This is a genomic window from Streptomyces sp. NBC_00249 (assembly GCF_026342355.1).
Classification (GTDB): domain Bacteria; phylum Actinomycetota; class Actinomycetes; order Streptomycetales; family Streptomycetaceae; genus Streptomyces.
The window spans coordinates 415,732-438,707 of record NZ_JAPEMV010000006.1 but is presented as its reverse complement, the minus strand read 5'-3'; the positions used below and the strand labels follow the sequence as shown (position 1 = coordinate 438,707).

Genomic DNA, 22,976 nt, shown 5'->3' with positions numbered 1-22,976 from the left:
CGGGCCGGGGCGATACGTCGGCCCCGGCGCGCGAGGCGGCCTAGAAGCCCGGGCCGTCCTCGCGGTTGCCCGCGGTGGCGAGCCGCCCCCAGAGCAGGTCGGTGAGCCCGGCCACCAGGTCGGCGCGCTCGCAGGGGCGCTCGCCGAGCCACCAGTCCCCGGCGGCGTGCATCATCCCGACGATGCCGTGGCCCCAGATCCGGGCGAGGCGCTCCCCGTCCGGGCCGAGGTCGACGCGTTCGCCGACCACCTTGGCCAGCTCCTCGCCGAGCCTGCGCAGCAGCGGCGCCGAGTGCAGCCCGACGTCGAAGCCGCGCTCGGAGCTCTGGGAGTCCTCGGCCGGGTGCATGAGGAAGCGGTAGACCTGCGGGCGGGCCTCGATCGCCGCGAGGTAGGTGTCGAGCGTGGCCTCCACGCGGCGCCGGCGCTCGGCCGGGGCGTCGAGCGCGGCCCGCAGCGAGTCGAGCAGGGCGTCCGTGTGCCGGACGGCGAGCGCCTGGTAGAGGCCCGCCTTGTCGCCGAAGTGCCGGTAGAGGATCGGCTTCGTGATGCCCGCCTCCGCCGCGATGGCGTTCATGGAGGCCTTGGGGCCGTCCCTGAGCACGACGCGGTCGGCGGCCTCGAGCAGCTCCCGCCGGCGGCGTTCGGCCGCCCCCGGCTCGCCGGCCTGCTGGGTGGTGTGCATGACGTGTTTCTCTCCCCGCCCTTGCGATGTGCGTGACGCCCACGCAACGTAACACCCCGCACACCCTCCTGATCGAATCGGCGGTGCTTGACAGTGCTTACCGGCCGGTAACAGACTGTGGTCATTGTTCGAGTTACCGGCAGTAACTCTGTCGTGTGCAAGTGAAACAGCTGGAGGGGACATGGCGGAGTTCACCATGGAGCTCAACGAGGACCAGACGCAGGTACGGGACTGGATCCACGGCTTCGCCGCCGATGTGATCAGGCCCGCCGCCGCGGAATGGGACGAGCGGGAAGAGACTCCGTGGCCCGTCATCCAGGAGGCCGCGAAGGTCGGCATCTACTCCCTGGACTTCTACGCCCAGCAGTTCTTCGACCCGACCGGCCTCGGCATCCCGATGGCGATGGAGGAGCTCTTCTGGGGCGACGCCGGCATCGCGCTGTCCATCGTCGGTACCGGGCTGGCGGCCATCGGCGTCGTCGCCAACGGCACCGAGGAGCAGATCGGCACCTGGATCCCGCAGATGTACGGCACCCCGGACGACGTCAAGGTCGCCGCGTTCTGCTCCTCCGAGCCGGACGCCGGGTCCGACGTCGGCGCCATGCGCACGCGGGCCGTCTACGACCAGGCCAAGGACGAGTGGGTGCTGAACGGCACCAAGACCTGGGCGACCAACGGCGGCATCGCCAACGTCCACATCGTCGTCGCCGTCGTCGACCCCGAACTCGGCACCAAGGGCCACGCCTCCTTCATCGTCCCGCCCAACACCCCCGGGCTGTCGCAGGGGCAGAAGTTCAAGAAGCACGGCATCCGCGCCTCGCACACCGCGGAGGTGGTCCTCGAGGACGTACGGATCCCCGGATCCTGCCTGCTCGGCGGCAAGGAGAAGCTCGACGAGCGGCTCGCGCGGGCCCACGAGCGGGCGGCGGCCGGGGGCGGCGAGCGGGTGAAGAACGCCGCGATGGCCACCTTCGAGGCCTCGCGGCCGGCGGTCGGGGCGATGGCCGTCGGCACGGCGCGGGCGGCGTACGAAGTGGCCCTGGACTACGCGAAGACCCGCACCCAGTTCGGCCGCCCGATCATCGACAACCAGGGCGTGGCCTTCCAGCTCGCCGACATGCGGACCTCCATCGACGCGGCCCGGCTGCTGGTGTGGCGGGCGTCGTGGATGGCGGTCGCCGGCAAGCCGTTCACCTCGGCGGAGGGCTCGATGTCGAAGCTGTTCGCGAGCGAGGTGGCCAAGAAGGTCACCGCGCAGGCCGTGCAGATCCTCGGCGGCAACGGGTTCACCCGCGAGTACCCGGTGGAGCGGATGCACCGGGACGCGGCCATCTACACCATCTTCGAGGGGACCAGCGAGATCCAGCGCCTGGTGATCGCGCGGACGCTGTCCGGCATGCCGATCCGCTAGCCGCGGCTTCCGAGGGGGTGGGGCCTACGGCCCCACCGACCCCGCCGGGTTGCGCCCGGGCCCCCTTGGGCTGCGCCCGGCCTCGCTTTGGGCTGCGCCCGGCCTCGTTTTGGGGTGCGCGCCCGTGCCGTTGCCGGGGGAGGAGTCGGGGGTGGGCTGATTCGTGCCAGTGGGCCTCCGTATCCCCGGCAGGGGAGCGGTGGAGCTCGGCCCGGCCGTGCTGCTCGACGCGGACCGGCCCCGGGGGCTCCCTGCGGACGATTTCCACGGGGTCGTCGAACGTGATCCTGCCCACTCCGGTCCGGGCCGTGAAACGGGAACCGGAGCCGGTCGGCGGCGGTGTCTCGATGATCGACCGGATGAGCGGGACGTGCGCGCGGTGCCGTTCCCGGTCCGTCAGCCGCCGCCAGGCTTCTTCCGGCGGGAGGGAAGTGCGGCGAATGATCCGGATAACGGGCATGAGCGCATGGTAAGCGGGCATACACACCGTGAACTGGACCGCCGATATGGGTTCCGCCCAGGGGTGGCGATCAGTAATACTCACCGCCACCGTGGATCGCGGATTCGACCGGGTGACCACCGGCCCTCCCGCCCCACACTGCGAGGAGGTGCGCCCATGTGCTCCCACCAGCCCCCCTGCCCGTCCGCCGACAGCGCCGATCACGACGCCGCCCGCATCGTGGCCTCCCATCCCGAACAGGGCTGGAGCCTGCTCTGCAACGGTGTGGTGGTCTTCGACGACAGCGGTGAACTGCTCCCCGAAGGCCGCACGGTGGAACCCCGCCGCCCGGCCCTGGTCTGAGCGAGGAGGCAGCATGCGCCAGCAGCTGATCCGCAAGCCCGTCCCCAAGCCCGCCCCCCGAGACCTGGACCTGCGCACACCGTCGGGCAGACCCCTCCCGTACTGACGGGAGCCCAGGAGTCACACCGGCGTCCGCCGGCTGCGGGTCAGCCGGTGGACGCCGCCGCACCGCCCAGGAACGCGCTCTCGTACGCCGCGTCCCCGATCGCCGCCCTGGCCCGGCGTTCTCCCTCGTCGCGCAGCGCCGTCAGCGACGGGGAGCCCATCTGCGGCCGCCCCACCGTGCGCCACCACGCGTGCCCGGTGCCGAGCAGCCGCGCGGCCAGTTCCCCGTCGCCCAGTGCCGCGACCGCGACCGCGAGCAGGTCCAGGCCCAGCGCGATGCCGAAGCGGTCGCCCAGCAGCCGCTTGCCCGACAGCATGGCCCGTACGTGCCGTGCGGCCTCCCCGTGCTGGCCCAGGCCGAGCGCGGCGACGGCCAGGACGTAGTCGGCGTACGCCCGCAGCCAGCGCTCTCCCAGTTCCGCGCAGGCCTCGCGCAGCGCCCCCGCCTCCTCGGCGGCCTCCTCGAAGCGCCCCAGGTCGCACAGGGCGTACGAGCCGGCCAGCCGGCACAGCAGCCAGCCCGGCCCGCTCGTGCTGCCCCCGTGGCCCGCCCGCGCCCGGGGCCCGGCCAGCAGCAGCGCCGCCGCCGGGTCGCCCGGCATCAGGACCGACACGGCCCGCAGGTAGGCGGCGCGCAGCTCCCGCTCCGGGTCGGCGAGCCGGTCCGCGGCCCGGGTGCACTCGGCGCCCACCGCCTGGGCGTCGTCCATGTCCCCCTGGAGCAGCATCGTCAGCCCGAGCGCCCACAGGGCCTGCGTGTAGGCGGCCCCCGTCGGCGGGACCCCGCTCAGGGCCCGTTCCAGGAAGCCGCGCCCCTCGTGGACGTGCCCGCACGCGAACCAGAAGAACCACAGGGCCCCGGCCATCTCCAGGGCCGCAGCCCGGTCGGTGCCGAGCAGGTGCTCCAGGGCGGTGCGCAGCTGTGCGTGCTCGGCGGTGGTCCTGCGGTACCAGTCGACCTGGCCCGGTCCCAGCCAGCCCGTGTCGGCGGCCCGGCAGAGGGCGGCGTACCAGTGGGCGTGCCGGTCCGCGACGGTCCGTACCTCGCCGAGCTCCTCCAGCCAGTCGTGGCCGAACTCGCGGATGGTGTCGAGGAGCAGGTACCGGGCGCCGGCGCCGCGCTCCTCGGTGCGCCGTACGACGGACTTGGCGACCAGTCCTTCCAGGACCCGCTCCACCCGTCCGGCGGGCAGCGGGCCTCCGGCGCACACGGTCCGGGCGGCGGCCACGTCGAAGTCGCCGGTGAACACCGACAGGCGGGCCCACAGCAGCCGTTCCACGGGCTCGCACAGTTCGTGGCTCCAGCCGATCGCGGTCCGCATCGTCCGGTGCCGCGGCGCCAGCGTGGGCCGGGTGTCGGCGAGCACCTGGAACCGGGCGCCGAGCCGCTGTGCGATCTGCTCCAGAGTCCAGAGGCGCAGCCGGGCGCCCGCCAGTTCCAGGGCGAGCGGGATGCCGTCCAGGCGGCGGCACACCTCGGCCGCGACGCGGGCGCGCGCCGGGTCGGCGAAGGCCGCGGCGGCGTCGGGGGTGGCGGCCAGGGCGCGGGCCCGGAAGAGGGCGAGGGCGTCGCTGTCGGGGCCCTCGGCGGGCAGCGGGCGGACGTCGAACACCTGCTCGCCGGGGGTGCCCAGGCGTTCCCGGGAGGTGGTCAGCACCGTCAGGCCCGGTGCGGACTGCAGGAGTTCGCCCACCAGGTGGCGGACCTCGGGGACGAGGTGCTCGCAGGTGTCGAGGACGAGCAGCAGTTCCTTGTCGGCCATCCAGGCGCACAGTTCCTCGTCGAGGGGGTGCGAGGAGTGGTCGGCGAGGCCGACGGCGTGGGCGACGGTCGTGGTGAGCAGGGCGGGGTCGCGCAGAGGTGAGAGTTCCACCCACCAGATCCCGTCGCGGTGCCGGCGGCCGGGCGCGGCGGCGGCCCGCAGGGCGAGCCGGGACTTCCCGACACCGCCGACCCCCGTCAGGGTGATGAGCCGGTGGTCGCCCAACAGGGCGTCCATACAGGCAAGTTCACGCTTGCGGCCGACGAAGCTCGCCGTCTCCGGCGGCAGGTTTCCCAGCACGGCGCCAGATTCTGGCGCAGGGCTCCCGCTCGCGGAGCCTGCCTGACTGTCGTTGACCGAGTACTCACCGAACACGGATGTATTGTGCGCGATCTTCTTTCCCGGCAGTGGCGTTCGGCTCGGATCGGCGTCGGAACGCGCCCGGACGCGGGCCGGTGGGCGGCTCAGCCGGTGAGGGTGATCCGGCGTTCCTCGGAGAAGGCGCCCCAGTTGCCGTCGGGCAGCCGGGCGCGCAGTTTCAGGGTCCAGGCCGTGCCGGCCGGCTCGCTCGCGGTGAGCCGGTACGAGGCCCGCCCGCGCGGAACGGCGCCCGCGCCGAACTGGATGACGGTGACGGGACGGTCGTTGACGTAGAGCTGGTACTCGCTCGTCGGGCGGCCGGTGTCGGGAGCGGTCCAGCCCAGTTCGACCGCACCGGGAGCGATGGTCGCGGTGAATGCTCCGGGTGCGGTGGCCGGGCCCTGGCCGGGGTCGGCCGGGGTGGTGACGGCGACCGCCGGGCCGTCGGGGGAGGAGTTGTCGGCGCCGTCGCGGGCCCGGACGGTGAAGCTGTAGGCGGTGCCGGGCTGGAGCCCGGTGAGGGTGGTGGTGCCGTCGGAGGGGCCGGCCGTGTGGATGCGGACGCCGCCCTGGTAGACGTCGTAGGCCGTGACGCCCGCGTCGTCGGTCGCCGCCTCCCACGCGAGACGGACCGTACGGGGGCTTTCGGCGCGGCCCGTGGTGGCGGGCGGGGCGGTGGGCGCCCGGTGGTCCTCGGCCTTGGCGGCCGGGGTGGTGACCTGGGCCCGGGTGCTGAGCGGGGAGCGGTTGCCGGCGGCGTCGCGGGCCCGGACGGTGAAGGCGTAGGAGGTCTGCGGGCTGAGTCCCGTGACGTCCACCATCGTCTTGTCGGCGGGCAACTCCCGTACGAGGCTGCCGGACTGGAACACCTGGTAGCCGGTGACCCCGTCGGCGTCGGCGGGGGTCTCCCACATGACGTGGACCGAAGTGGCGCTGCCCGCCTGGGCGGTGAGGCCGGACGGTGCGTGCGGGGCCGCGGTGTCGCCCCCGGCGCAGGCCGTGAGGACGGCGGCGGCCAGGCAGATGACGAACGCGGCGCGCGCGGGGCGCGGGGGAGCGGTGCGTCGCACGGGGTGCCTTCCTCCGCGTCCGTGGAACGGGTCCGTGGCAGGGCCCCGGGAATGGTCTAGACATATATGGCACGCGCGGCGGCGCCCCGGCAAGCCCCCGCGCCCCCGCCCGTCACGTCCGGCCGCCGATGTGACCCGGTTCGTCTTCTTCTGATCCTGTCTGGCATTATTGCGAGCTCTTTGCAATAACGGATGATCGTGAACAGGGATGTGCACAGCATGACGGCCCGGACAGTACGCGTACGGGGAGCGGTCGCGGCGACGCTCGCCACCGCACTCACCACGGGCTTGGCGGCCTGCTCCAACCCCTCCGGCTCCACCGCGGCCGACACCGCCGTCGTCGGCATCGCGACCGAGCCGGAGAGCCTCAGCCCGCTGCTGGGCTACGGCAAGGACGGCAACTCCAAGATCTTCGACGGGCTGCTCACCCACGACGCGGACATGAAGCTGAAGCCCGCGCTGGCCGAGGCCCTCCCGGAGGTATCCGCCGACGGCCGCACCTACACCTACAAGCTGCGCCAGGGCGTCACCTTCAGCGACGGGGAGCCCTTCTCCGCGAAGGACGTCGAGTTCACCTACCGCACCATCCTCGACCCGAAGACGAACAACGCGTCGAAGACCGAGCTGGACGCCGTCGAGAGCGTCACCGCCCAGGGTGCCGACCGGGTCGTCTTCACCCTCAAGTACCCCTACGCGCCCTTCGCCGAGCGCACCGTGCTGCCCATCGCCCCCGAACACCTCGCGGGCCGGCAGGACGTCAACAGCGGGGAGTTCACCACCAAGCCCGTCGGCACCGGCCCGTACGTGCTCACCGGCTGGTCCAAGGGCGAGAAGCTCAGCTTCAAGGCCAACCCCGCCTACTGGGGCGGCGAGCCCGCCGTGAAGAAGTTCACCATGGCCGTCGTCAAGGACGACGACGTCCGCGCCACCCGGCTGCGCTCCGGCGAGCTGGACGCGGCGATCCTGCCGCCGAACCTCGCCCGCACCTTCGCGAAGGACACCACCCGCAGGACCTTCGCCGCCAAGACCTTCGACTACCGCGACGTCACCCTCCCCACCCACCACCCCGTCACCGGCGACACCGCCGTCCGCCAGGCACTGGACATCGCCGTCGACCGCCAGGCCATGGTCGACAAGCTCCTGGAGGACGCCGGGAAGGCCGCCTACGGCCCCGTCCCGACCGACAGCGGCTGGTTCACCGCCGGCACGGAACGCCCCTACGACCTCGAACGGGCCAAGCAGCTCCTCGACGAGGCCGGCTGGAAGGCGGGCGACGACGGCATCCGCGCCAAGGACGGCGTCCGCGCCTCCTTCCCGCTCTGGTACACCTCCGGCGACAAGATCCGCCAGGACCACGCGCTGGCCTTCGCCTCCGACGCCCGCAAGGCGGGCATCGAGGTCAAGACCGAGGCCGGCACCTGGGAGGTCATCGAACCCCGGATGAAGACCGACGCCGTCCTCGCGGGCGGCGGCTCCCCGGCCGACCCCGACTTCGACCAGTACCAGCTGCTGACCTCCTCCCTCGCGGGCGACGGCTTCAACAACATGGCCCAGTACGCGAACCCGGCCGTCGACCAGGCCCTCCTCGACGCCCGCCGCAGCGGCGACCAGGCCGTCCGCAAGGCCGCCTACGACACCGTGCAGCGCGAGCTGGCCAAGAACCCCGGCTACGTCTTCCTCACCCACATCGACCACCTGTACGTGGTCAACGACAAGTGGGACGGGCTCAGCACCCAGGTCGAGCCGCACGACCACGGCCTGGGCTCCGGACCCTGGTGGAACGTCGAGAACTGGAAGCCGAAGCAGAAGTGACCCCCCGCGCCATGGGCGCCGTACGCGCCCGGCGGCTCCCCTGGGGGCCGATGGCGCGGATGACCGGGCGGCGGCTCCTGCTCGCCGCCCCGGTCCTGCTCGCCGTCACCTTCGGGGTCTTCGCCGTCGCCGCCCTGTCCCCCTTCGACCCCGTCAAGGCGTACGCCGGCACCGCCGGGCTCACCGCCTCCCAGGCCGAACTCGACCAGCTGCGCGCCAACCTCGGCGTGGACCAGCCCCTCGTCACCCGCTGGTGGGACTGGCTGGGCTCGGCGCTCACCGGGGACCTCGGAACCTCCACCGTCATGCGCCAGCCCGTCGCCGACGTCATCGCCGCCCGCCTGGGCTGGTCCGCGCTGCTCGCCGGCCGCGCCTTCGCCGTCGCCGTCCTCCTCGGCACCGGCCTCGGCGTGCTCGCCGCCCGCCGCCAGGGCGGCCCCCTCGACCGGGCCGTGTCCGCCCTCGCCTACACCCTGGAGGCGGCCCCCGCCTTCTGGCTCGGGCTGCTCGCCGTCTGGTTCTTCTCCGTACGCCTCGGCGTCCTGCCCTCCGGCGGCCTGACCGACGCCGCCAGCGACACCGTCACCTTCGGCCAGGTCGCCACCCACCTCGTGCTGCCCGCACTGGTGCTGGGGGTCTCCCAGCTGCCCTGGTTCTTCCTCTACGTGCGCCAGGGCGTGGCCGACGCCCTGGAGGAGGACCCCGTACGCGGGGCCCGCGCGCGGGGCCTCGCCGAACGGCGGGTCCTGCTCGGGCACGCGCTGCGCTCCGGCATGCTCCCGATGCTGACCCTCGTCGGCTCCCGGGTACCCGAACTGATCACCGGCGCCCTGCTGGTGGAGACCGTCTTCAGCTGGCCCGGCATCGCCGCCGCCACCGTCCAGGCCGCCACCTCCGTCGACTTCCCGCTGCTCGCCGCTCTGACCGTGCTGGCCACCGCCGCCGTGCTCGCCGGGAACCTGCTCTCCGACCTGCTGTACGGACTCGCCGACCCGAGAGTGGGCTTCGATGGCTGAACCCGTGTGGCGCTCCCGGGGCAGGGCCCGCCGCTCGACGCGGACCCTGCGCGTGCGCGCCTGCGCCGCCGTGCTGGCGGTCGTCGCCCTGGCCGTACTGCTGGTCCCGCCGCTGGTCCAGCTCGACCAGCAGGCCGTCGACCTCTCCGCGAAACTGCTCCCGCCCTCCTGGCAGCACCCCTTCGGCACCGACGACGTGGGCCGGGACCTGCTGCTGCGCTGCGTCTACGGACTGCGCGTCTCCCTGCTCGTCGGGCTCGTCGCCGCCCTCGTCGCCACCGTGCTCGGCACGGCCGTGGGCGCCGCCGCGGGAGCCCTCGGCGGGTGGACCGACCGGCTCGTCATGCGCGTCGTCGACACCCTCTCCTCCATCCCGCACCTGCTCCTCGGGATCTTCGTCGTCGCCATGTTCCGGCCGGGCGTCTGGCCCGTCGTGGTGTCCGTGGCGGTGACCCACTGGCTGTCCACCGCCCGGATCGTGCGCGCCGAGGTCCTCTCCCTGCGCGGCCGGCCCTACGTGGACGCGGCCGTCTCCGGCGGCGCCTCCCGGTGGCGGGTCACCGTCCGCCACCTCGTGCCGGGGGTGCTGCCGCAGGCCGGGCTGGCGGCCGTCCTGATGGTCCCGCACGCCATGTGGCACGAGTCCGCCCTGTCCTTCCTCGGCCTCGGCCTGCCCTCCCACCAGGCCAGCCTGGGCACCCTCGTCCAGGGCGCCCGCGGCTCGCTGCTGGCCGGCGACTGGTGGCCCACCCTCTTCCCCGGCCTGCTGCTCGTCCTCCCGACGCTGGCCGTCGCCGGCCTCGCCGGAGCCTGGCGCGACCGGCTCCACCCCCGCCGCCGCTCGGAGCTGACCCTGTGACCCCGCCGAAGCCCCCGACGGGGCCCGAGACGCCGACTCCGACCGGGCCCGTGACCGGGGCCGGGTCCGCGACCCCGACCGGCTCCGCCGGGCCCGTGCTGCGCGTGGAGGGGCTCTCGGTGCGCTTCCGGATGCGGGCCGGACGACACGTCGAGGCCGTCACCGACGCCTCCTTCCGGCTGGAGCCCGGCGAATGCCTCGCCCTGGTCGGCGAGAGCGGCTGCGGCAAGTCCGTCCTGGCCTCCGCCCTGCTCGGACTGCTCCCCGGCAACGCCGAGACCGCCGGCAGCGCCCACCTCGCCGACGGCCTCGACCTGCTCGCCGCCGACGAGAAGACCCTGGCCGGGACGGTACGGGGCCGGCGCGTCGGCCTGGTCCCGCAGAGCCCCGCCGCACACCTCACCCCGGTCCGCACCGTCCGCTCCCAACTGGAGGAAACCGTCCGGGAACTGGCCCTCCCGCGCCGGGACGGCAAGGCCGGGCGCAGCGCCGCCAGGGCCGCGCTGCGGGAGGCCGCGGAGGCCGCCGCGGAGCGGGCCGCGTTTCCCGCGAGCCACCTCGACCGCCACCCCCACGAGCTGTCCGGCGGCCTCGCCCAGCGCGCCGCCACCGCCCTCGCCCTCGTCGGGGACGCGCCCCTGCTCCTCGCCGACGAACCCACCACCGGCCTCGACCGGGACCTCGTCCACCGCACCGTCGACGAACTGCGGGCCCACACCCGCACCTCGGGCCGCGCCCTGCTGATGATCACCCACGACCTGGCCGCCGCCCAGCGCATCGCCGACACGGTCGCCGTCATGTACGCGGGCCGGATCGTCGAACTCGCCCCCGCGCCGGCCTTCTTCGGCGAGCCCGGACCCCGCCACCCCTACGCCCGCGGCCTGCTCGACGCCCTCCCCGAACGGGCCTTCACCCCCGTCCCCGGAGCCCCGCCCGAACTCGGCGACCTCCCGCCCGGCTGTGCCTTCGCCGCCCGCTGCGCCCTGGCCGACGACCGCTGCCGGGCCACCCGGCCCCCGCTGCGCGAAGGAACGGCCTGCCACCATGCTTGAGCTCAAGGGCGTCACCGCCGGCTACGACCGCCGCCACCCCGTCGTGCGCGACGCGCACCTCACGCTGCGCCCCGGCGAAGCCATCGGGCTGCTCGGGCCCAGCGGCTGCGGCAAGTCCACCCTGGCCAGGGTGGCCGCGCTGCTGCACCGGCCCGACTCCGGGACGGTGGCCCTCGACGGCCGCGCCGTGACCGGCTTCCGGCACCGTGCCCCGCGCGCCCTGCGCATCGGAGTCGGCGTCGTCTTCCAGCAGCCCCGCCTGTCCGCGGACCCCCGCCTCAGCCTCCACGACCTCGTCGCGGAACCGCTCCGGGCCACGGGCCGACGTAGGGAAGCGGCCGCGGCCGTCGCCGAGCTGGCCGACCGGGTCGGCCTCGGCGTCGGCCTGCTCGGCCGGCGCCCCCACGAGGTCAGCGACGGCCAGCTGCAACGCGCCTGCCTGGCCCGGGCACTGGTGCTGCGGCCGCGCTGGCTGGTCTGCGACGAGATGACCGCGATGCTCGACGCCTCCACCACGGCGGCCCTGGTCGGGGTCGTCGAGGAGTACCGCGCCGAGACCGGCGCCGGACTGCTCGCGGTGGGCCACGACCCGGTGCTCCTCGGCCGCTGGTGCGACCGTACGACGCGCTGGGAGGACGTCGCGCGCGGCTGACGGCACCCGGCTGACGCACACTCAGTTGATCAACTGTTGCGCCTTCATGAATCATCCGGCCCTTCCATGGACTCCTCGGGCAGTGCGATCTAGCGTCTGGCGGCGGGCGCGATGTCAGACGCGATGTCAACAAAACTGAAGAAGAAGGAGGATGCCCGGATGTTCCGAAGAGCGCTGAACTGCGCCGTGGTCCCTGCCCTCGCCGCCCTGACGGTGATGTACGGGATCGCCCCGGCCGCGCAGGCGGAGGAGATCCCCAAGGCCCCCGGCCACCGCCTGGTCAGCCAGTACGACGGCGGCCCGGCCACCGCCGCACCGCTGCCCGGCGAAGCCCCGCCGCAGCACCCCTTCCTCGCCCCCAACGGCCGCAGCGGCATGCACTCGGACGCGGCCGGCAGCGCCACGTCCCCCTGGTCGGGCCCCCTCGGCCGCGACCCGCAGGTCACCAGCGAGAAGATCGCCGCACTCGGCGGCGAATGCGCCACCGCCACCTTCGACGCGGACGGCCGCCTCGTCACGGTGTGCGGCACCTTCTCCGGTTTCAAGGTCAAGCTCCTCGAACCCCGTACCCTCGCCACGCTCGCGGAGTACCAGCTCCCGCAGCGCTCTTCGACGGTCGAGGCGATCACCTCGCTCGACTTCGCGAAGATCTTCAAGGACACCTCGGGCGGCGCCTACTTCTACCTGGACAACCAGGACCGGGCCGTGCTGGCCGACTCCCGCCAGCACATCCTGCGCCTCGCCCACTCGCAGAATCCCGACGGCAGCTGGAAGTTCACCGTCGACGACGACTGGGACCTCACCGGCCAGGTGCCGCACGACTGCGTCAGCTGGACCAACCTGTGGCCGAGCGGCAGCTGCGACCCCGTCACCTCCGTCATGCCCGACTGGAACGGCCGCATCTGGTGGGTCACCCGCCAGGGCCGCGTCGGCACCGTGGACCCGGGCACCGGGACGATCCGCTCGGTCCGGCTCGACGGCGAGGAGATCCAGAACTCCTTCTCCGTCGCCGAGGACGGCGTCTCCATCGTCACCGACCACGCGCTCTACAGCTTCCGCGCCGCCGCCGACGGCACCCCCCAGGCACAGTGGCGCCAGACGTACGACCGCGGCACCGGTACCAAGCCCGGGTCCGTGAACCAGGGTTCGGGAACCACACCGGACCTCTTCGGCAACGGATACGTCGCCATCACCGACAACGCCGACGACCGGATGAACGTCCTGGTCTACAAGCGGGGCGCCGACGTCCCCGCCGACCAGCGACTGGTCTGCAAGGTGCCCGTCTTCGGCCCCGGCGCCTCGACCACCGACAACTCCCTGATCACCTGGGGCAACAGCATCGTCGTCGAGAACAACTACGGCTACGAGAACCCCACCTCGCTGCTCCTGGGCAAGTCGGTCGTCGGCGGCGTCAGCCGGATCGACGTCCGCGCCGACGGCAGCGGATGCGACACGGTGTGGCAGAGCGCGATCCGCTCGCCGTCCGTCGTCCCCAAGCTCTCCACCGGCAACGGGCTGCTCTACTTCTACGAGAAGGAGCCCAACTTCTGGGGCATCGACGCCTGGTACCTCACCGCGGTGGACTTCCGCACCGGTGAGCGCCGCTGGCGCAAGCTGACCGGAACCGGCCCGCTCTACGACAACAACTGGGCGCCGATCACCCTCGGCCCCGACGGCACCGCCTACGTCGGCGTGTTCAACGGCATCGTCGCCGTCCGCGACGCCGGCTGACCCGCCGCCCGGACCGGGCCCCCGCCCGACCGGCGGGGGCTCAGTCCCGGGGCCGCCACAGCGGATGCTCGCTCTCGGCCCACCACCGGCCCACGAAGCCGGTCCGCATCCCGCGCCGGGCCTCCGGATCGCCCAGCGCCTTGCCGATGTGCCCGGCGAGCACGACGCCCAGCGCCAGCGCCAGCCAATCGTGCACGAACGTCGCCCCCGTGCGCAGCGCGAGCGGGGCCAGGCCCGTGAACCACATCAGCAGCCCGCTGCCCAGCATCACCAGGACCGCCCCGGCCAGCCAGGCCGCGTACACCTTCTGCCCCGCGTTGAACTTCCCCGCGGGGCGCGGACCCCGGCGCCGCAGCGCGGAACGCAGCCAGACCCGGTCGTGCGGGCCGAAACGGTTCAGCACGCGCAGGTCGGCGCGGAAGGCGCGCGATCCCAGCCCCAGCAGGAACGGGACGAGCACCGCCAGCCCCGACCACTCGTGGACGGTGACCACCAGGTGCCGGCGCCCGACGAGTTCCGCGAGCGGCGGCAGGTACAGGCACGCCGCGGAGGCCACGCAGACACCCGTGAGGGCGGCCGTGGACCGGTGGATCCAGCGCTCGGCGCGGCCGAAGCGGCGTACGCGCGCGGGCAGGTCAGACGGTCGGTGCATCGTCGCGTCCGTTCGACCTGCCGACCCAGGCGTCGACGTCGTACCCGAGCCGCTCCCAGTAGCCGGGCTCCACGTCGCCGGTCACGGTGATCCCGGACAGCCACTTCGCGGACTTGTAGAAGTACATCGGCGCGACGTACAGCCGCGCCGGGCCGCCGTGGCTGTGGCTCAGCGGCCGGTCCTGCATCCGCAGGGCCACCATCACGTCCTCGCGCCGGGCCTGGGGGAGGGTCAGGCTCTCGGTGTACGTCCCGTCGAAGCAGCTGAACCGGATCGCCCGGCCCTCCGGGCGCACCCCGGCGGCATCGAGCAGCCGCGCCACCGGCACCCCCTCGAAGGGGGTCCCCGGGACCCGCCAGCCGGTCACGCACTGCACGTCGCGGACCACCCGGCTCTGCGGCATCCGGCGCAGCGCGTCCAGGTCGTACGTCGCCGGGCGCTCGACCAGCCCGTCCACGGTGAGCCGGTAGTCCGCCGGGCCGCGCTCGGGCACGGAGGCCGCCACCGAGTAGTAGCGGAAGCCGCCGCCGTTGGGCAGCAGCCCCGTGAACCCGGTCGGGTCCTTGTCGGCCGCCGCCCCCAGCCCGGCCTCCAGGCCGCGCCGCAGCCAGGGCGAGGCCACCAGGGCGGCCGCCCCGAGCCCGACCGTCCCCAGCACGAGGCGCCGCCCGACGGGGGCGCCGTGGCCGTCGGGGTCCGGCTGTGGTCCGGTGCCTTCTTCTGTACTCACCCGCCGATTCGACCACCGCCTCCGCGCCCGGCACCAGGGGCGGGGGCCGCACGTCAGACTTCCGTCACATCCCGGGGCTACTTCAGCTGCGCGCAGGCGTCGGAGCGGCTGCCCGGGGGGAGCAGGTCCCGCTCCCCGTCGGTGAAGTCCCGGCGGGCCAGCGCGCAGGCGCGGGCCCGCCACTTCTCCGGGTCCAGGGGCAGCACCTCGACGGCAGAGCCCTCCGACCAGGCGAGCTTCGTGCCGTCCGCCGACCAGTCGCCGGTGGCGCCGTAGCCGGGGGTGAAGTGGTAGAGCTCCTTGCCGTGTTCCACGTCCCAGAAGGCGATGGAGTTGGTCGTGGTCACGATGCTCAGCCTGGACGGGCCGGGGAAGCCGTTCAGCCACTGGACGCCCTGATAGGCGAGGGTGGACCACTCCTTGCGCTCCACGTCCCGGATCCTGAGCATCCCGTCGGTGGTGACCACGGCCAGCAGCCGGCCGGACTGGTCGAAGGACATCTGCCGGGGCTGGCCGCCCTCGTCGGTGGTAAAGGTGTCGGCCGCCGTACCCGTCTTGAAGTCCCAGATCGTGATCTTCTCGCCTATCTCGCGGACCGCCACCTGCTCGCGGCCGGGGCGGACCACGCCGAAGACGAAGGAGGCCGCGTTGGCCACCTCGACCGGCTCCTGGAACGGCGGCCGGTACGTCCTTCCCGCCGGGGTCCCGGAGCGCAGGTCCCACCGGGACACGTAGGAGACGGCCGAGACCACCGCGTGGTCGTTCCCGTCGAACCCCACGTTGACCCAGGCGGGGACACTGCCCGTCCTGGGGTCCGGGCGGGCCGGGTCGATGCCCGGGGGAGCGGGCAGGGCGAGCCGGCGGACCTCGGTCAGCGGGGGGCCGCCCGGCGGCCCGAGGTCCCACACCAGGACGCCCAGGCCGTCCGCCGTGACGGTCAGCAGCCGTTTGCCGTCCGGACCGAACAGCGGGTAGCTGCGGGCGAGCCGCGTCGAGGTGTACAGCGCCGAGAGCTGTTTCCGCGTCGCCAGGTCCCACAGGCGAAGGGTCCCGCCGTCGGGGTCGACCGTGGCGACCCGTCCGTGGTCGACGTCCACCGACCGGATCAGGCTCGTCAGCATGGCGCTGTCGAAGGCGGTCGGAGCGGGCACACGGGCGACGACGACCGTCCCGCCCGAGCTGACGGCCACCTTCATCGCGCCGGGCGGACCGGAGAGGCTTACGGCAGGCAGCGCCCCGGAGCCCGCGACGAACTCGTCCTGCTGAGCGGCGGCGGGAAGGTCGAAGGTGGCGGGCAGGCCTTCCTGGAGGTCCAGGACCAGCATCCGGTAGTGACCCAGCCTGGTGCCGAACCGCTGCACGGGGTTGACCAGGAAGCGTCCGGTGCGGTCGAGCCGGGGCACGTTCAGGGGGCAGACCAGGCCCAATTGGCTGGTGTTGTACTGCTTCTTCACCTTGGGCTGTCCGGTCAGGTCCCAGGCCTGGAGGATTCCGTCGGCGGTGCACCGGACGAGGGTGGAGCCGTCCCCGCTGACCGTGACCGTGCCGATCTCCTGGCCGCTCCAGGGCTCCTCGTCGCGGCGGCCGTCCGACAGCTGCCACCGTACGAGCCGGCCGTTCGCCCCGGCGGCGGCGTCCTCCTGGACGATCCGGCCGATCACCGTCTCACTGTTCGGCCCGAACCAGGCGTGGGAGACCTTCCAGCCGGCGGGCGGAGCCAGGGTCTCGCCGACGCGCCCTCCGGTGGCCGCCTCCCACACGGACACCCCCTCACCCGGGATGGCGGCGAGCAGGAGCCGCCCCGCGCCGTCGAAGCGGAGGTCGGTGGCGCCCCGGGCGTTCTGCCGGGTGTCTTCGGCGCCGCGCAGTCGGACGGTGCGCCAGTCCTCGCCCTCCGTTCGGACGCCCACGTTCAGACGGCCCGTGGGGGAGGCGCTGGCAACTGTGCGGCCGTCGGGGGAGGCCGTGTCCCGGCTGACTCCCTCCTTCCGGATCCGGGCCAGGCGCGGGGGGCCGGAGCCGAGTTCGGCCTGATAGACGAAGCCGGAGTAGAAGCCGACGGTGACCCGGTTGCCGTCCTCGTTCAAAGTGACGTCCCTGACGTCGCCCTTGCCCTCCAGCACCACCTCGTCGACGTGCCGCGTCCGCATGTACTGCTCGAACAGGGCCGTCTCCGCCTCCGGTCCCGGTGACGTCCGGTACGCGGCGGCGGCCATCAGGGCCGAGGTGGTCAGAGAGAAGTCGTCCCGGCGGGTGCCGAGCTCGGCCAGTTGCGGGGATGCCGCCCGGCGGAGGTCATCGTCGAGCCTGCCGTTCGCCAGTTCCAGGCGCCACGTGGCGAGACCGGCCACCAGGAGCAGGGCGAGCAGGACGCAGAGGGCCGTGCGGGCCAGCCCGCGGTCCAGGCTCCGTCGCCGTACGGAGGCGTCGAGGAACTGCGCCTCCTCGGGGGAGAGTTCCGCCCGCCGGGTCTGTGTCTGGGCGACGGCGGCCTCCAGCGGGGCACCCGTCAGGAGCTGGTCGCGGGCGCCGCCGGTCTCGCGCCACACCTCCAGCTCGCGCCGGAACCCGGCCCGCCAGGACAGGAAGTCGCGGTTCTCCGTCACCTGCCGGGCCAGGGTGGGCCAGGCGCCGATCAGGGCCTCGTGCGCCAGTTCCACCGTCTGCCCGTGCTCCGGGTCCCCGCCGAGGACCAGGATCCGGCGCTCCGCGAGCCACCCGGCTATCCGCCAGCGTTCCTCGCCCGCCTCGGTGCGGCTCAGGACGGCCCGCAGTGGTGCTTCGCTGCCCGGCAGGACCCGGACCAGGGAGGTGAGCAGGCGCAGCGCCTCCTCGCGGTCGGCGTCCGGGACGCATTCGCGCCAGGCGGCCTCCGCGTGCCGGCCCAGTGCGCCGCGGACCCCGCCGATCTCCTCGTACGAGTCGAACCGCAGCCGCCCGGCCGCCTGTTCGTCCCACAGCCGGGCCAGGACGAAGCCGAGCAGCGGCAGCGCACCCGGTTCGGTGCCGGAGTCGTCCAGCATGCGGGCGACCAGGCCCGGGTCGTAGGACACGGCGGGCACCCCGGCCAGCGGCCGCAGGATCACCTCCGACAGCTGCGCGCGGGTCATCGGCAGCAGGGGGCGTACGGCGGCCCGGTCCAGGGCCGGGCCGAGGACGGGGTGGGACAGGGCCGTCTCCAGGAAGTCGGCCCGGAGCGTGACGAGCACCCGCAGCCCGGCGGGGTGCGGCTGGGGGAACAGCAGCCCGACGGTGTCGTCCTCGGCCCGCCGCGCGTCCGCGAGCAGCGCCTCGGCCTGGTCCAGTACGACGAGCAGCCGGCTCGTCGGCGTCCCCAGGGCCAGTCGTGCGGCGCCGGCCAGGCCGTTCAGGGTCAGGGAGTCCTCCAGGTCCCGCAGCGCCGCCGCGCGCGGGCCGCCCCGCAGTTCCGGGTAGGCCAGCCTGGCCAGTTCGGCGGCGAGCGCCGCCCGGACGGGGACGCCCTCCGCGGCCCGCAGTACCAGGACCTCGTGTCCCCGGGCGCGCATCCGGGGCGCCACCCCGGCCAGCGCCAGTGAGGACTTCCCGCAGCCCGAGGGGCCGACGAGCGCGACGTACGGGCGCGGGCCCGTGTCGAGGAGGGCGGTGACGTCCCCGGCCTCGGCGTCCCGGCCGAAGTACACGCCCGAGTCGGCCTCCTGGAAGGTGACCAGGCCGCGGAAGGGGGAGGAGGGGCTGAGGACGGGGGCGAGCGCGGGGACCTCGGCGACCAGGGTGGCGGTGGGGATCATGAAGCTCTGGCGGCCCCCGGACAACTGGGCGGCCACGACCATCCCGACGACGGCCCATTCCTCCTCGTCCCAGACGGGGCTGCCGCTGAACCCCTTGTCGACGGGGACGCCCTGCTGGTCGGCGCCCGAGAGCTGCACCCAGTTCTCGGCGGTGCGGCCGCGCAGCCGGCCCGCGTGCCAGACACCGCCGGGGAACGCGGCGGGGAAGCCGGCCACCCGTACGGGGTGCTCCCACACGCTCGCCGGGGAGGCCACGGCCGGCGGGGTCACCCCGGGCACCGGCCGGCGCAGCCGTAGTACGGCGACGTCCCCGGTGCCGTCCTCCCGCAGCGGCACCCAGTGGGCCACTTCGGCCTCGCTGCGGCCGGGCATCCCGGACAGCGGCCGGTCCAGGAGCAGGACGCCGTTCGGCGCCAGGGTGTGCGTACGGGCCAGCCCGAGCGCGTCGGCCACGACGTGGGCGCAGGTCAGCGCCAGATCCGGGGCGACGAGGAAGCCGACCCCGCCGACCGGGCCGGGTCCGCGCACCCCGTCGCCGGGGCCCGAGACGCGGACGATGGCGGCGCCGAGTACGGCGTCCGCGTGGGCGGAACCCCCTGCGGTGGTCATCCCGGGCGCCCCTTACCGAGGGGTGTCCGGCCGGTCGGGCGCGGTGTCCGCCGCCGTGGGGGAGTTCCAGGTCAGGGTCACGGAGAAGTTGGCCTCGGTGGAGGTGCTCGCGATGACCACGTCGGCCTCCGCCGACAGGGACACGCCGAACTCCAGCGTGATCTCGTCGGGCCGGTGGACGAGTCCGCTCAGCCGTCCCACGAAGCTGTCCGCGACCGGCCGGATCCCGTCGATCATCTCGCCGAAGGTGCGTGACGCGCGGGCCACGGATCCGCTGCCCCGCCCGACCCGCTCCAGAGACCCGTCGACCTCGCGGATCTGCACGCGCAGCATCCCGTCGGTGCCGTCCCCCAGGGGTACTTCGACCGTACGCACCTCGGTGCTCATGCCCCGCCCACCCTCCCCGTCGTCGGCCGTCGGCCCTCGCCCGCCGTCGGCCCGGTGCAGGGCCCAACTCTCGCACGGGGCACGGGAGTTAGTGCAAGACCGCGGGCGGCCGACGGCGGGATGGCCGAAAACCGGGCGGTGGGGTGGCGGCCCGGCGTCCTTCCAGGGCCGCCTACACGGCCGATTCCAGCTGCCGTTCGGGCCCGGCCCCGGGCGGCGCCCCGAGCCCGTCCCCGTCCACGTCCCCGTCGTCCGGCGCGGGCTCCCGCTTCGGGTCCGGCGCCCGGTCCTGCCCGGACGGGGGCCGGACGTCCGCGAGGCTGGCCTCCAGGTCGTCCAGCGCGAGACGGGCGGCGACGATCCGCTCCCGGACCTCGTCGGCGACGTCGGTGTCGTTCGCCGCGCGCTCCCGCGCCCGGGCATCGGCGTCCTCCATCTCCCGTGCTTCGTCGAGGGAGTTGAGCACCACTCCGATCAGGACGTTGACCAGCACGAAGGAGGCGAGGAGCGCGTAGGAGGCGTAGTAGACGATGCTGAACCGGGAGATCTGCAGCCCGGCCCGCACCGCGTCCGTCAGACCGTCCAGGGTGGTGAGCAGGAACAGGGTGAGCGAGGCCCGCCCGATCGAGCCGTAGTGCTGGGGGTCGGACTCCGCGAAGCAGACCCAGCCGACCATCGCGTACACGTACAGCACCAGCGCGCCGACGAACAGGAAGCTGGCGGTGCCCGGCAGGCTGCGGCCGACCGCGACCAGCAGGATCCGCAGGTGGGGCAGGAAACGGGCGGTGCGCAGGACGCGGGCGAGCCGCAGCAGGCGCAGGACCGTGGTGTTCTCGCGCAGCAGCGGCATGAAGGCCGAGGCGACGATCAGCAGGTCGAAGATGTTCCAGGGGTCGCGGAAGAATGCTTTCGGCCGGTCCGCGTAGGAGCCCAGGCGCAGCAGCATCTCCAGGGTGAACAGGGTCAGGCAGCCCTGTTCCGCGAGCTGGAGGGCCTGGCGGTGCGCCTCGGCCAGCCCGCTGTACGTCTCGGCCCCCATCAGTCCCGCGTTGAGCAGGATGACGGCGAAGACCACCATCCCGAACGACGAGTCGTCGGTGATCCGCCGGCAGCGGGCCGCCAGTCTCCTTCGGCCGTATCCGGCCGGCATCGGGTCCGTCATCTCGCTCCTCGTACTCGGCACTTGGTCCTGCGTCGGCATCCGGCGGGCGCTCGTTGCACGCGGGCGCACGCGCCGGTCCGCCCTTCTAACGCCGTAGCGCCGAACGGGTTTCAGATGAACGGCCCCCGGTACCGGCCAGCATGGCCAAGATCGATCGCAGGTCCACGCGCCGCACCCGCCGCCGCCCGTTCGGGTAAGCGCGTTCAGCCGGGTGGCGGCGGGCCGGGGGAGGCCCGCCCGCGGAGTCCGGGCCGGACCCTCCCGGGGGTGTACGTCCCGGAGCCGATGCCCGGGCGGGGGGCGCTCATTACAGTCCACGACATGGACAGAACAACGAAAGACGAGAAGCAGTCGCAGGTCACAGGCCCACGGGCGGAAGCGGGCAGGGGTACGGCCCTGCGGGACTGGGGAGGCGCCGCCTTCTACGTGCTCACGGTGGGCCTGCTCATGGGCGTGGTCCAGTACACCGCCCCGGTCGTGCTCGCCGCCGTCCTGCTGCTGGCGCTGACCCCGCTCGCCGGTCTGCTGCGGCGCCGGCCCGTGGTGGCGCTGGCCCTGACCCTGACCGGCGGGTCGGTCGTGGCGTTCTCCACCCGCTACCACACCCCGGACAGCGCCCTGGTGTTCCTCCCGGTGGCCGTGGTCCTCGGCTTCGTCGTGGCCACCCGCCCGCGCCGCACGGCCGCCGCCGCGGTCGGTGTGGCGAGCGTCCTGCTCCTCCCGGCCGCCGTGGCCTTCGCGCGGGGCCCCTCCGAGGTCCTCACCATGAGTCTGATCACGGTCCTGTCGGTCTGCCTCTCCTCCTTGGCCGGCCTGCTGCTGCGCCAGCGAGGCGAGCACGCCGTCGCCCTGCGGACGCAGGAGGTCTCCGAGGCGGTCACCGCCGAACGCCTGCGCATCGCCCGGGAACTGCACGACATGGTCGCCCACAGCATCGGTGTGATCGCCATCCAGGCCGGGGTGGCCGGGCGGGTCATCGACACCCAGCCGGCGGAGGCGCGCGCCGCGCTGCGGGCCATCGAGACCACCAGCCGCGAGACCCTGTCGGGGCTCCGCCGCACCCTGGTCGCCCTGCGCCGGGCCCAGCCCGACGGCCCCCTGGGCCGGGCCCCGCTCGGCCCCGCCCCCGGCCTCGCCGACCTCGAGGCGCTGGTGGCGGCCACGGCCGACGCCGGGGTGCGGGCCGACGTACGGTGGGAGGGGGAGCGGCGCCAACTGGAGCCGGACATCGACCTGTCGGCGTACCGCATCGTGCAGGAGGCGCTGACGAACGTGGTTCGCCACGCGGGCACCGGGCACTGCCGGGTGACGATCGGGTACGGGGAGGAAGCGGTGACGGTGGAGGTGCTCGACGACGGGCGCGGCGCGCGGTCCGGCGCGCACGGGGAGGGGACCGGCTTCGGGATCGAGGGGATGCGCGAGCGGGTCAGCCTGCTGCACGGCCGCTTCAGCGCCGGCCCCCGCCCCGAGGGCGGCTTCCGGGTGGCGGCGGAGCTGCCCCTGCCCGTCGCCGCGGGTGTGGAGGAGTCCCGATGAGCCAGGCCGCCCCGTCCCCGTACGACGCCGCGTCCGCGTCCCCGGCCCCGGTCCGGGTCCTGCTCGTCGACGACCAGCCGCTCGTCCGCTCCGGCCTGCGCGTCCTCATCGCGGACAGCCCGGACCTGCGGGTGGTCGGGGAGGCCGGTTCCGGCGCGGAGGCGGTCCGGCTGACCGCGGAACTCGGCCCCGACGTGGTGGTGATGGACATCCGGATGCCCGGCATGGACGGGATCGAGGCGACCCGGCGGGTCACCGCAGGGCCCGGCGCGCCCCGGGTGCTCGTGCTGACCACCTTCGACGAGGACGAACACGTCTACGGGGCGCTGCGCGCGGGCGCGAGCGGCTTCGCGGTCAAGGACATGGCCGTGGAGGACATCCTGGCCGCGATCCGGGTGGTGGCGGGAGGCGATGCCCTGATCGCGCCCGGCGTCACCCGCCGCCTGATCGCCGACTTCGTCCGCGCGGCCCCCGCCTCCGGCCCGGAGCGGGAGCGTGCGGCGCAGCCCGTCGCGGGGATCACGGACCGGGAGCGGGAGGTGCTGACCCTGGTGGGGCGGGGCCGGTCGAACACGGAGATCGCCGAGGAGCTGTACATCTCCGTGGCGACGGCGAAGGCCCATGTGGCGCGGCTGTTCAGCAAGCTGGGCGCCCGCGACCGGGTCCAGCTCGTCATCCTGGCCTACGAGGCGGGCCTGGTCTCCGCGACCGGCTGAACCGCCGCCCGGCCGGCTTCCCGGACCACCCGTGCCGGCCGGTCGTGTGCTCCGCCACGATGTGCACGGGCGTCTCGTCGGCGGGCGCCCACAGGT

18 protein-coding genes are annotated in these 22,976 nt (G+C 74.0%); 10 read left to right on the top strand and 8 right to left on the bottom strand.

Going from position 1 to position 22,976, the window contains the following annotated elements:
- Positions 1-40: 40 nt before the first annotated feature.
- Positions 41-685, bottom strand: coding sequence for a TetR family transcriptional regulator (locus OOK31_RS26785; RefSeq protein WP_267089903.1), 645 nt, complete (start codon positions 683-685; stop codon positions 41-43).
- 181 nt (positions 686-866) lie between these two features.
- On the opposite strand from OOK31_RS26785, the gene OOK31_RS26780 reads away from it, so the two are divergent.
- Positions 867-2,096, top strand: coding sequence for an acyl-CoA dehydrogenase family protein (locus tag OOK31_RS26780; RefSeq protein ID WP_267089902.1), 1,230 nt, complete (start codon positions 867-869; stop codon positions 2,094-2,096).
- A 616-nt stretch (positions 2,097-2,712) separates the two neighbouring features.
- Positions 2,713-2,898 (top strand): DUF5999 family protein, encoded by a 186-nt coding sequence (locus OOK31_RS26775; RefSeq protein ID WP_267089901.1) that lies wholly within the window; start codon positions 2,713-2,715, stop codon positions 2,896-2,898.
- Positions 2,899-3,044: 146 nt separating this feature from the next.
- Here the strand turns inward: OOK31_RS26775 and OOK31_RS26770 are convergent, their stop codons facing one another.
- Both OOK31_RS26770 and OOK31_RS26765 read right to left on the bottom strand, forming a co-directional pair.
- Positions 3,045-5,066, bottom strand: a complete 2,022-nt coding sequence (locus OOK31_RS26770) for an NB-ARC domain-containing protein (RefSeq protein ID WP_267089900.1) — start codon at positions 5,064-5,066, stop codon at positions 3,045-3,047.
- 164 nt (positions 5,067-5,230) lie between these two features.
- Positions 5,231-6,196, bottom strand: coding sequence for a fibronectin type III domain-containing protein (locus OOK31_RS26765; protein ID WP_267089899.1), 966 nt, complete (start codon positions 6,194-6,196; stop codon positions 5,231-5,233).
- A 219-nt stretch (positions 6,197-6,415) separates the two neighbouring features.
- Between OOK31_RS26765 and OOK31_RS26760 the strand changes: the two genes are divergently transcribed.
- The 6 genes from OOK31_RS26760 (at position 6,416) to OOK31_RS26735 (ending at position 13,318) form a co-directional block, all read left to right on the top strand.
- Entirely contained in the window at positions 6,416-8,008 is a 1,593-nt protein-coding gene (locus OOK31_RS26760) for an ABC transporter substrate-binding protein (RefSeq protein WP_267089898.1), read from the top strand.
- A gap of 50 nt (positions 8,009-8,058) precedes the next feature.
- The gene (locus OOK31_RS26755; protein ID WP_267090027.1) at positions 8,059-9,024 is read left to right on the top strand and encodes an ABC transporter permease; all 966 of its coding nucleotides are present in this window, start codon (positions 8,059-8,061) and stop codon (positions 9,022-9,024) included.
- A complete protein-coding gene (locus OOK31_RS26750; protein WP_267089897.1) occupies positions 9,017-9,883 on the top strand; it encodes an ABC transporter permease in 867 nt (288 codons plus the stop codon). The genes OOK31_RS26755 and OOK31_RS26750 overlap by 8 nt, the downstream gene beginning before the upstream one ends.
- Before the next feature lie 131 nt (positions 9,884-10,014).
- Positions 10,015-10,935 carry an ABC transporter ATP-binding protein gene (locus OOK31_RS26745; protein ID WP_267090026.1) on the top strand — a complete coding sequence of 307 codons (921 nt, stop codon included), beginning with the start codon at positions 10,015-10,017 and terminating at the stop codon, positions 10,933-10,935.
- The gene (locus OOK31_RS26740) at positions 10,928-11,587 is read left to right on the top strand and encodes an ABC transporter ATP-binding protein (protein WP_267089896.1); all 660 of its coding nucleotides are present in this window, start codon (positions 10,928-10,930) and stop codon (positions 11,585-11,587) included. Before OOK31_RS26745 ends, OOK31_RS26740 begins: the two co-directional genes overlap by 8 nt.
- Before the next feature lie 159 nt (positions 11,588-11,746).
- Positions 11,747-13,318: a hypothetical protein gene (locus tag OOK31_RS26735; RefSeq protein WP_267089895.1), complete on the top strand. Its 1,572-nt coding sequence runs from the start codon at positions 11,747-11,749 to the stop codon at positions 13,316-13,318.
- A 40-nt stretch (positions 13,319-13,358) separates the two neighbouring features.
- Here OOK31_RS26735 and OOK31_RS26730 read toward each other — a convergent pair whose 3' ends face one another.
- From OOK31_RS26730 to OOK31_RS26710, 5 genes are all read right to left on the bottom strand, one after another.
- Positions 13,359-13,970: a cytochrome b/b6 domain-containing protein gene (locus OOK31_RS26730; RefSeq protein ID WP_267089894.1), complete on the bottom strand. Its 612-nt coding sequence runs from the start codon at positions 13,968-13,970 to the stop codon at positions 13,359-13,361.
- Entirely contained in the window at positions 13,954-14,700 is a 747-nt protein-coding gene (locus OOK31_RS26725; protein ID WP_267089893.1) for a molybdopterin-dependent oxidoreductase, read from the bottom strand. Before OOK31_RS26725 ends, OOK31_RS26730 begins: the two co-directional genes overlap by 17 nt.
- A gap of 77 nt (positions 14,701-14,777) precedes the next feature.
- A complete protein-coding gene (locus tag OOK31_RS26720) occupies positions 14,778-19,079 on the bottom strand; it encodes a trypsin-like peptidase domain-containing protein (protein ID WP_267089892.1) in 4,302 nt (1,433 codons plus the stop codon).
- Between the two features lie 12 nt (positions 19,080-19,091).
- Positions 19,092-19,466, bottom strand: coding sequence for a CU044_2847 family protein (locus tag OOK31_RS26715; RefSeq protein WP_267089891.1), 375 nt, complete (start codon positions 19,464-19,466; stop codon positions 19,092-19,094).
- A 172-nt stretch (positions 19,467-19,638) separates the two neighbouring features.
- The gene (locus OOK31_RS26710) at positions 19,639-20,628 is read right to left on the bottom strand and encodes an ion transporter (RefSeq protein ID WP_267089890.1); all 990 of its coding nucleotides are present in this window, start codon (positions 20,626-20,628) and stop codon (positions 19,639-19,641) included.
- A 321-nt stretch (positions 20,629-20,949) separates the two neighbouring features.
- On the opposite strand from OOK31_RS26710, the gene OOK31_RS26705 reads away from it, so the two are divergent.
- Both OOK31_RS26705 and OOK31_RS26700 read left to right on the top strand, forming a co-directional pair.
- The gene (locus OOK31_RS26705; RefSeq protein ID WP_267089889.1) at positions 20,950-22,164 is read left to right on the top strand and encodes a sensor histidine kinase; all 1,215 of its coding nucleotides are present in this window, start codon (positions 20,950-20,952) and stop codon (positions 22,162-22,164) included.
- On the top strand, positions 22,161-22,880 hold the full coding sequence (locus OOK31_RS26700; protein WP_267089888.1) for a response regulator transcription factor: 720 nt from the start codon (positions 22,161-22,163) through the stop codon (positions 22,878-22,880). Before OOK31_RS26705 ends, OOK31_RS26700 begins: the two co-directional genes overlap by 4 nt.
- The last annotated feature ends 96 nt before the right edge of the window (positions 22,881-22,976 follow it).

Coding starts and splice junctions, on each gene's coding strand:
- OOK31_RS26785 (WP_267089903.1), bottom strand. CDS start 685: ATGCACACCACCCAGCAGGCCGGCGAGCCGGGGGCGGCCGAACGCCGC.
- OOK31_RS26780 (WP_267089902.1), top strand. CDS start 867: ATGGCGGAGTTCACCATGGAGCTCAACGAGGACCAGACGCAGGTACGG.
- OOK31_RS26775 (WP_267089901.1), top strand. CDS start 2,713: ATGTGCTCCCACCAGCCCCCCTGCCCGTCCGCCGACAGCGCCGATCAC.
- OOK31_RS26760 (WP_267089898.1), top strand. CDS start 6,416: ATGACGGCCCGGACAGTACGCGTACGGGGAGCGGTCGCGGCGACGCTC.
- OOK31_RS26755 (WP_267090027.1), top strand. CDS start 8,059: ATGGCGCGGATGACCGGGCGGCGGCTCCTGCTCGCCGCCCCGGTCCTG.
- OOK31_RS26750 (WP_267089897.1), top strand. CDS start 9,017: ATGGCTGAACCCGTGTGGCGCTCCCGGGGCAGGGCCCGCCGCTCGACG.
- OOK31_RS26745 (WP_267090026.1), top strand. CDS start 10,015: ATGCGGGCCGGACGACACGTCGAGGCCGTCACCGACGCCTCCTTCCGG.
- OOK31_RS26740 (WP_267089896.1), top strand. CDS start 10,928: ATGCTTGAGCTCAAGGGCGTCACCGCCGGCTACGACCGCCGCCACCCC.
- OOK31_RS26735 (WP_267089895.1), top strand. CDS start 11,747: ATGTTCCGAAGAGCGCTGAACTGCGCCGTGGTCCCTGCCCTCGCCGCC.
- OOK31_RS26730 (WP_267089894.1), bottom strand. CDS start 13,970: ATGCACCGACCGTCTGACCTGCCCGCGCGCGTACGCCGCTTCGGCCGC.
- OOK31_RS26720 (WP_267089892.1), bottom strand. CDS start 19,079: ATGACCACCGCAGGGGGTTCCGCCCACGCGGACGCCGTACTCGGCGCC.
- OOK31_RS26715 (WP_267089891.1), bottom strand. CDS start 19,466: ATGAGCACCGAGGTGCGTACGGTCGAAGTACCCCTGGGGGACGGCACC.
- OOK31_RS26710 (WP_267089890.1), bottom strand. CDS start 20,628: ATGACGGACCCGATGCCGGCCGGATACGGCCGAAGGAGACTGGCGGCC.
- OOK31_RS26705 (WP_267089889.1), top strand. CDS start 20,950: ATGGACAGAACAACGAAAGACGAGAAGCAGTCGCAGGTCACAGGCCCA.
- OOK31_RS26700 (WP_267089888.1), top strand. CDS start 22,161: ATGAGCCAGGCCGCCCCGTCCCCGTACGACGCCGCGTCCGCGTCCCCG.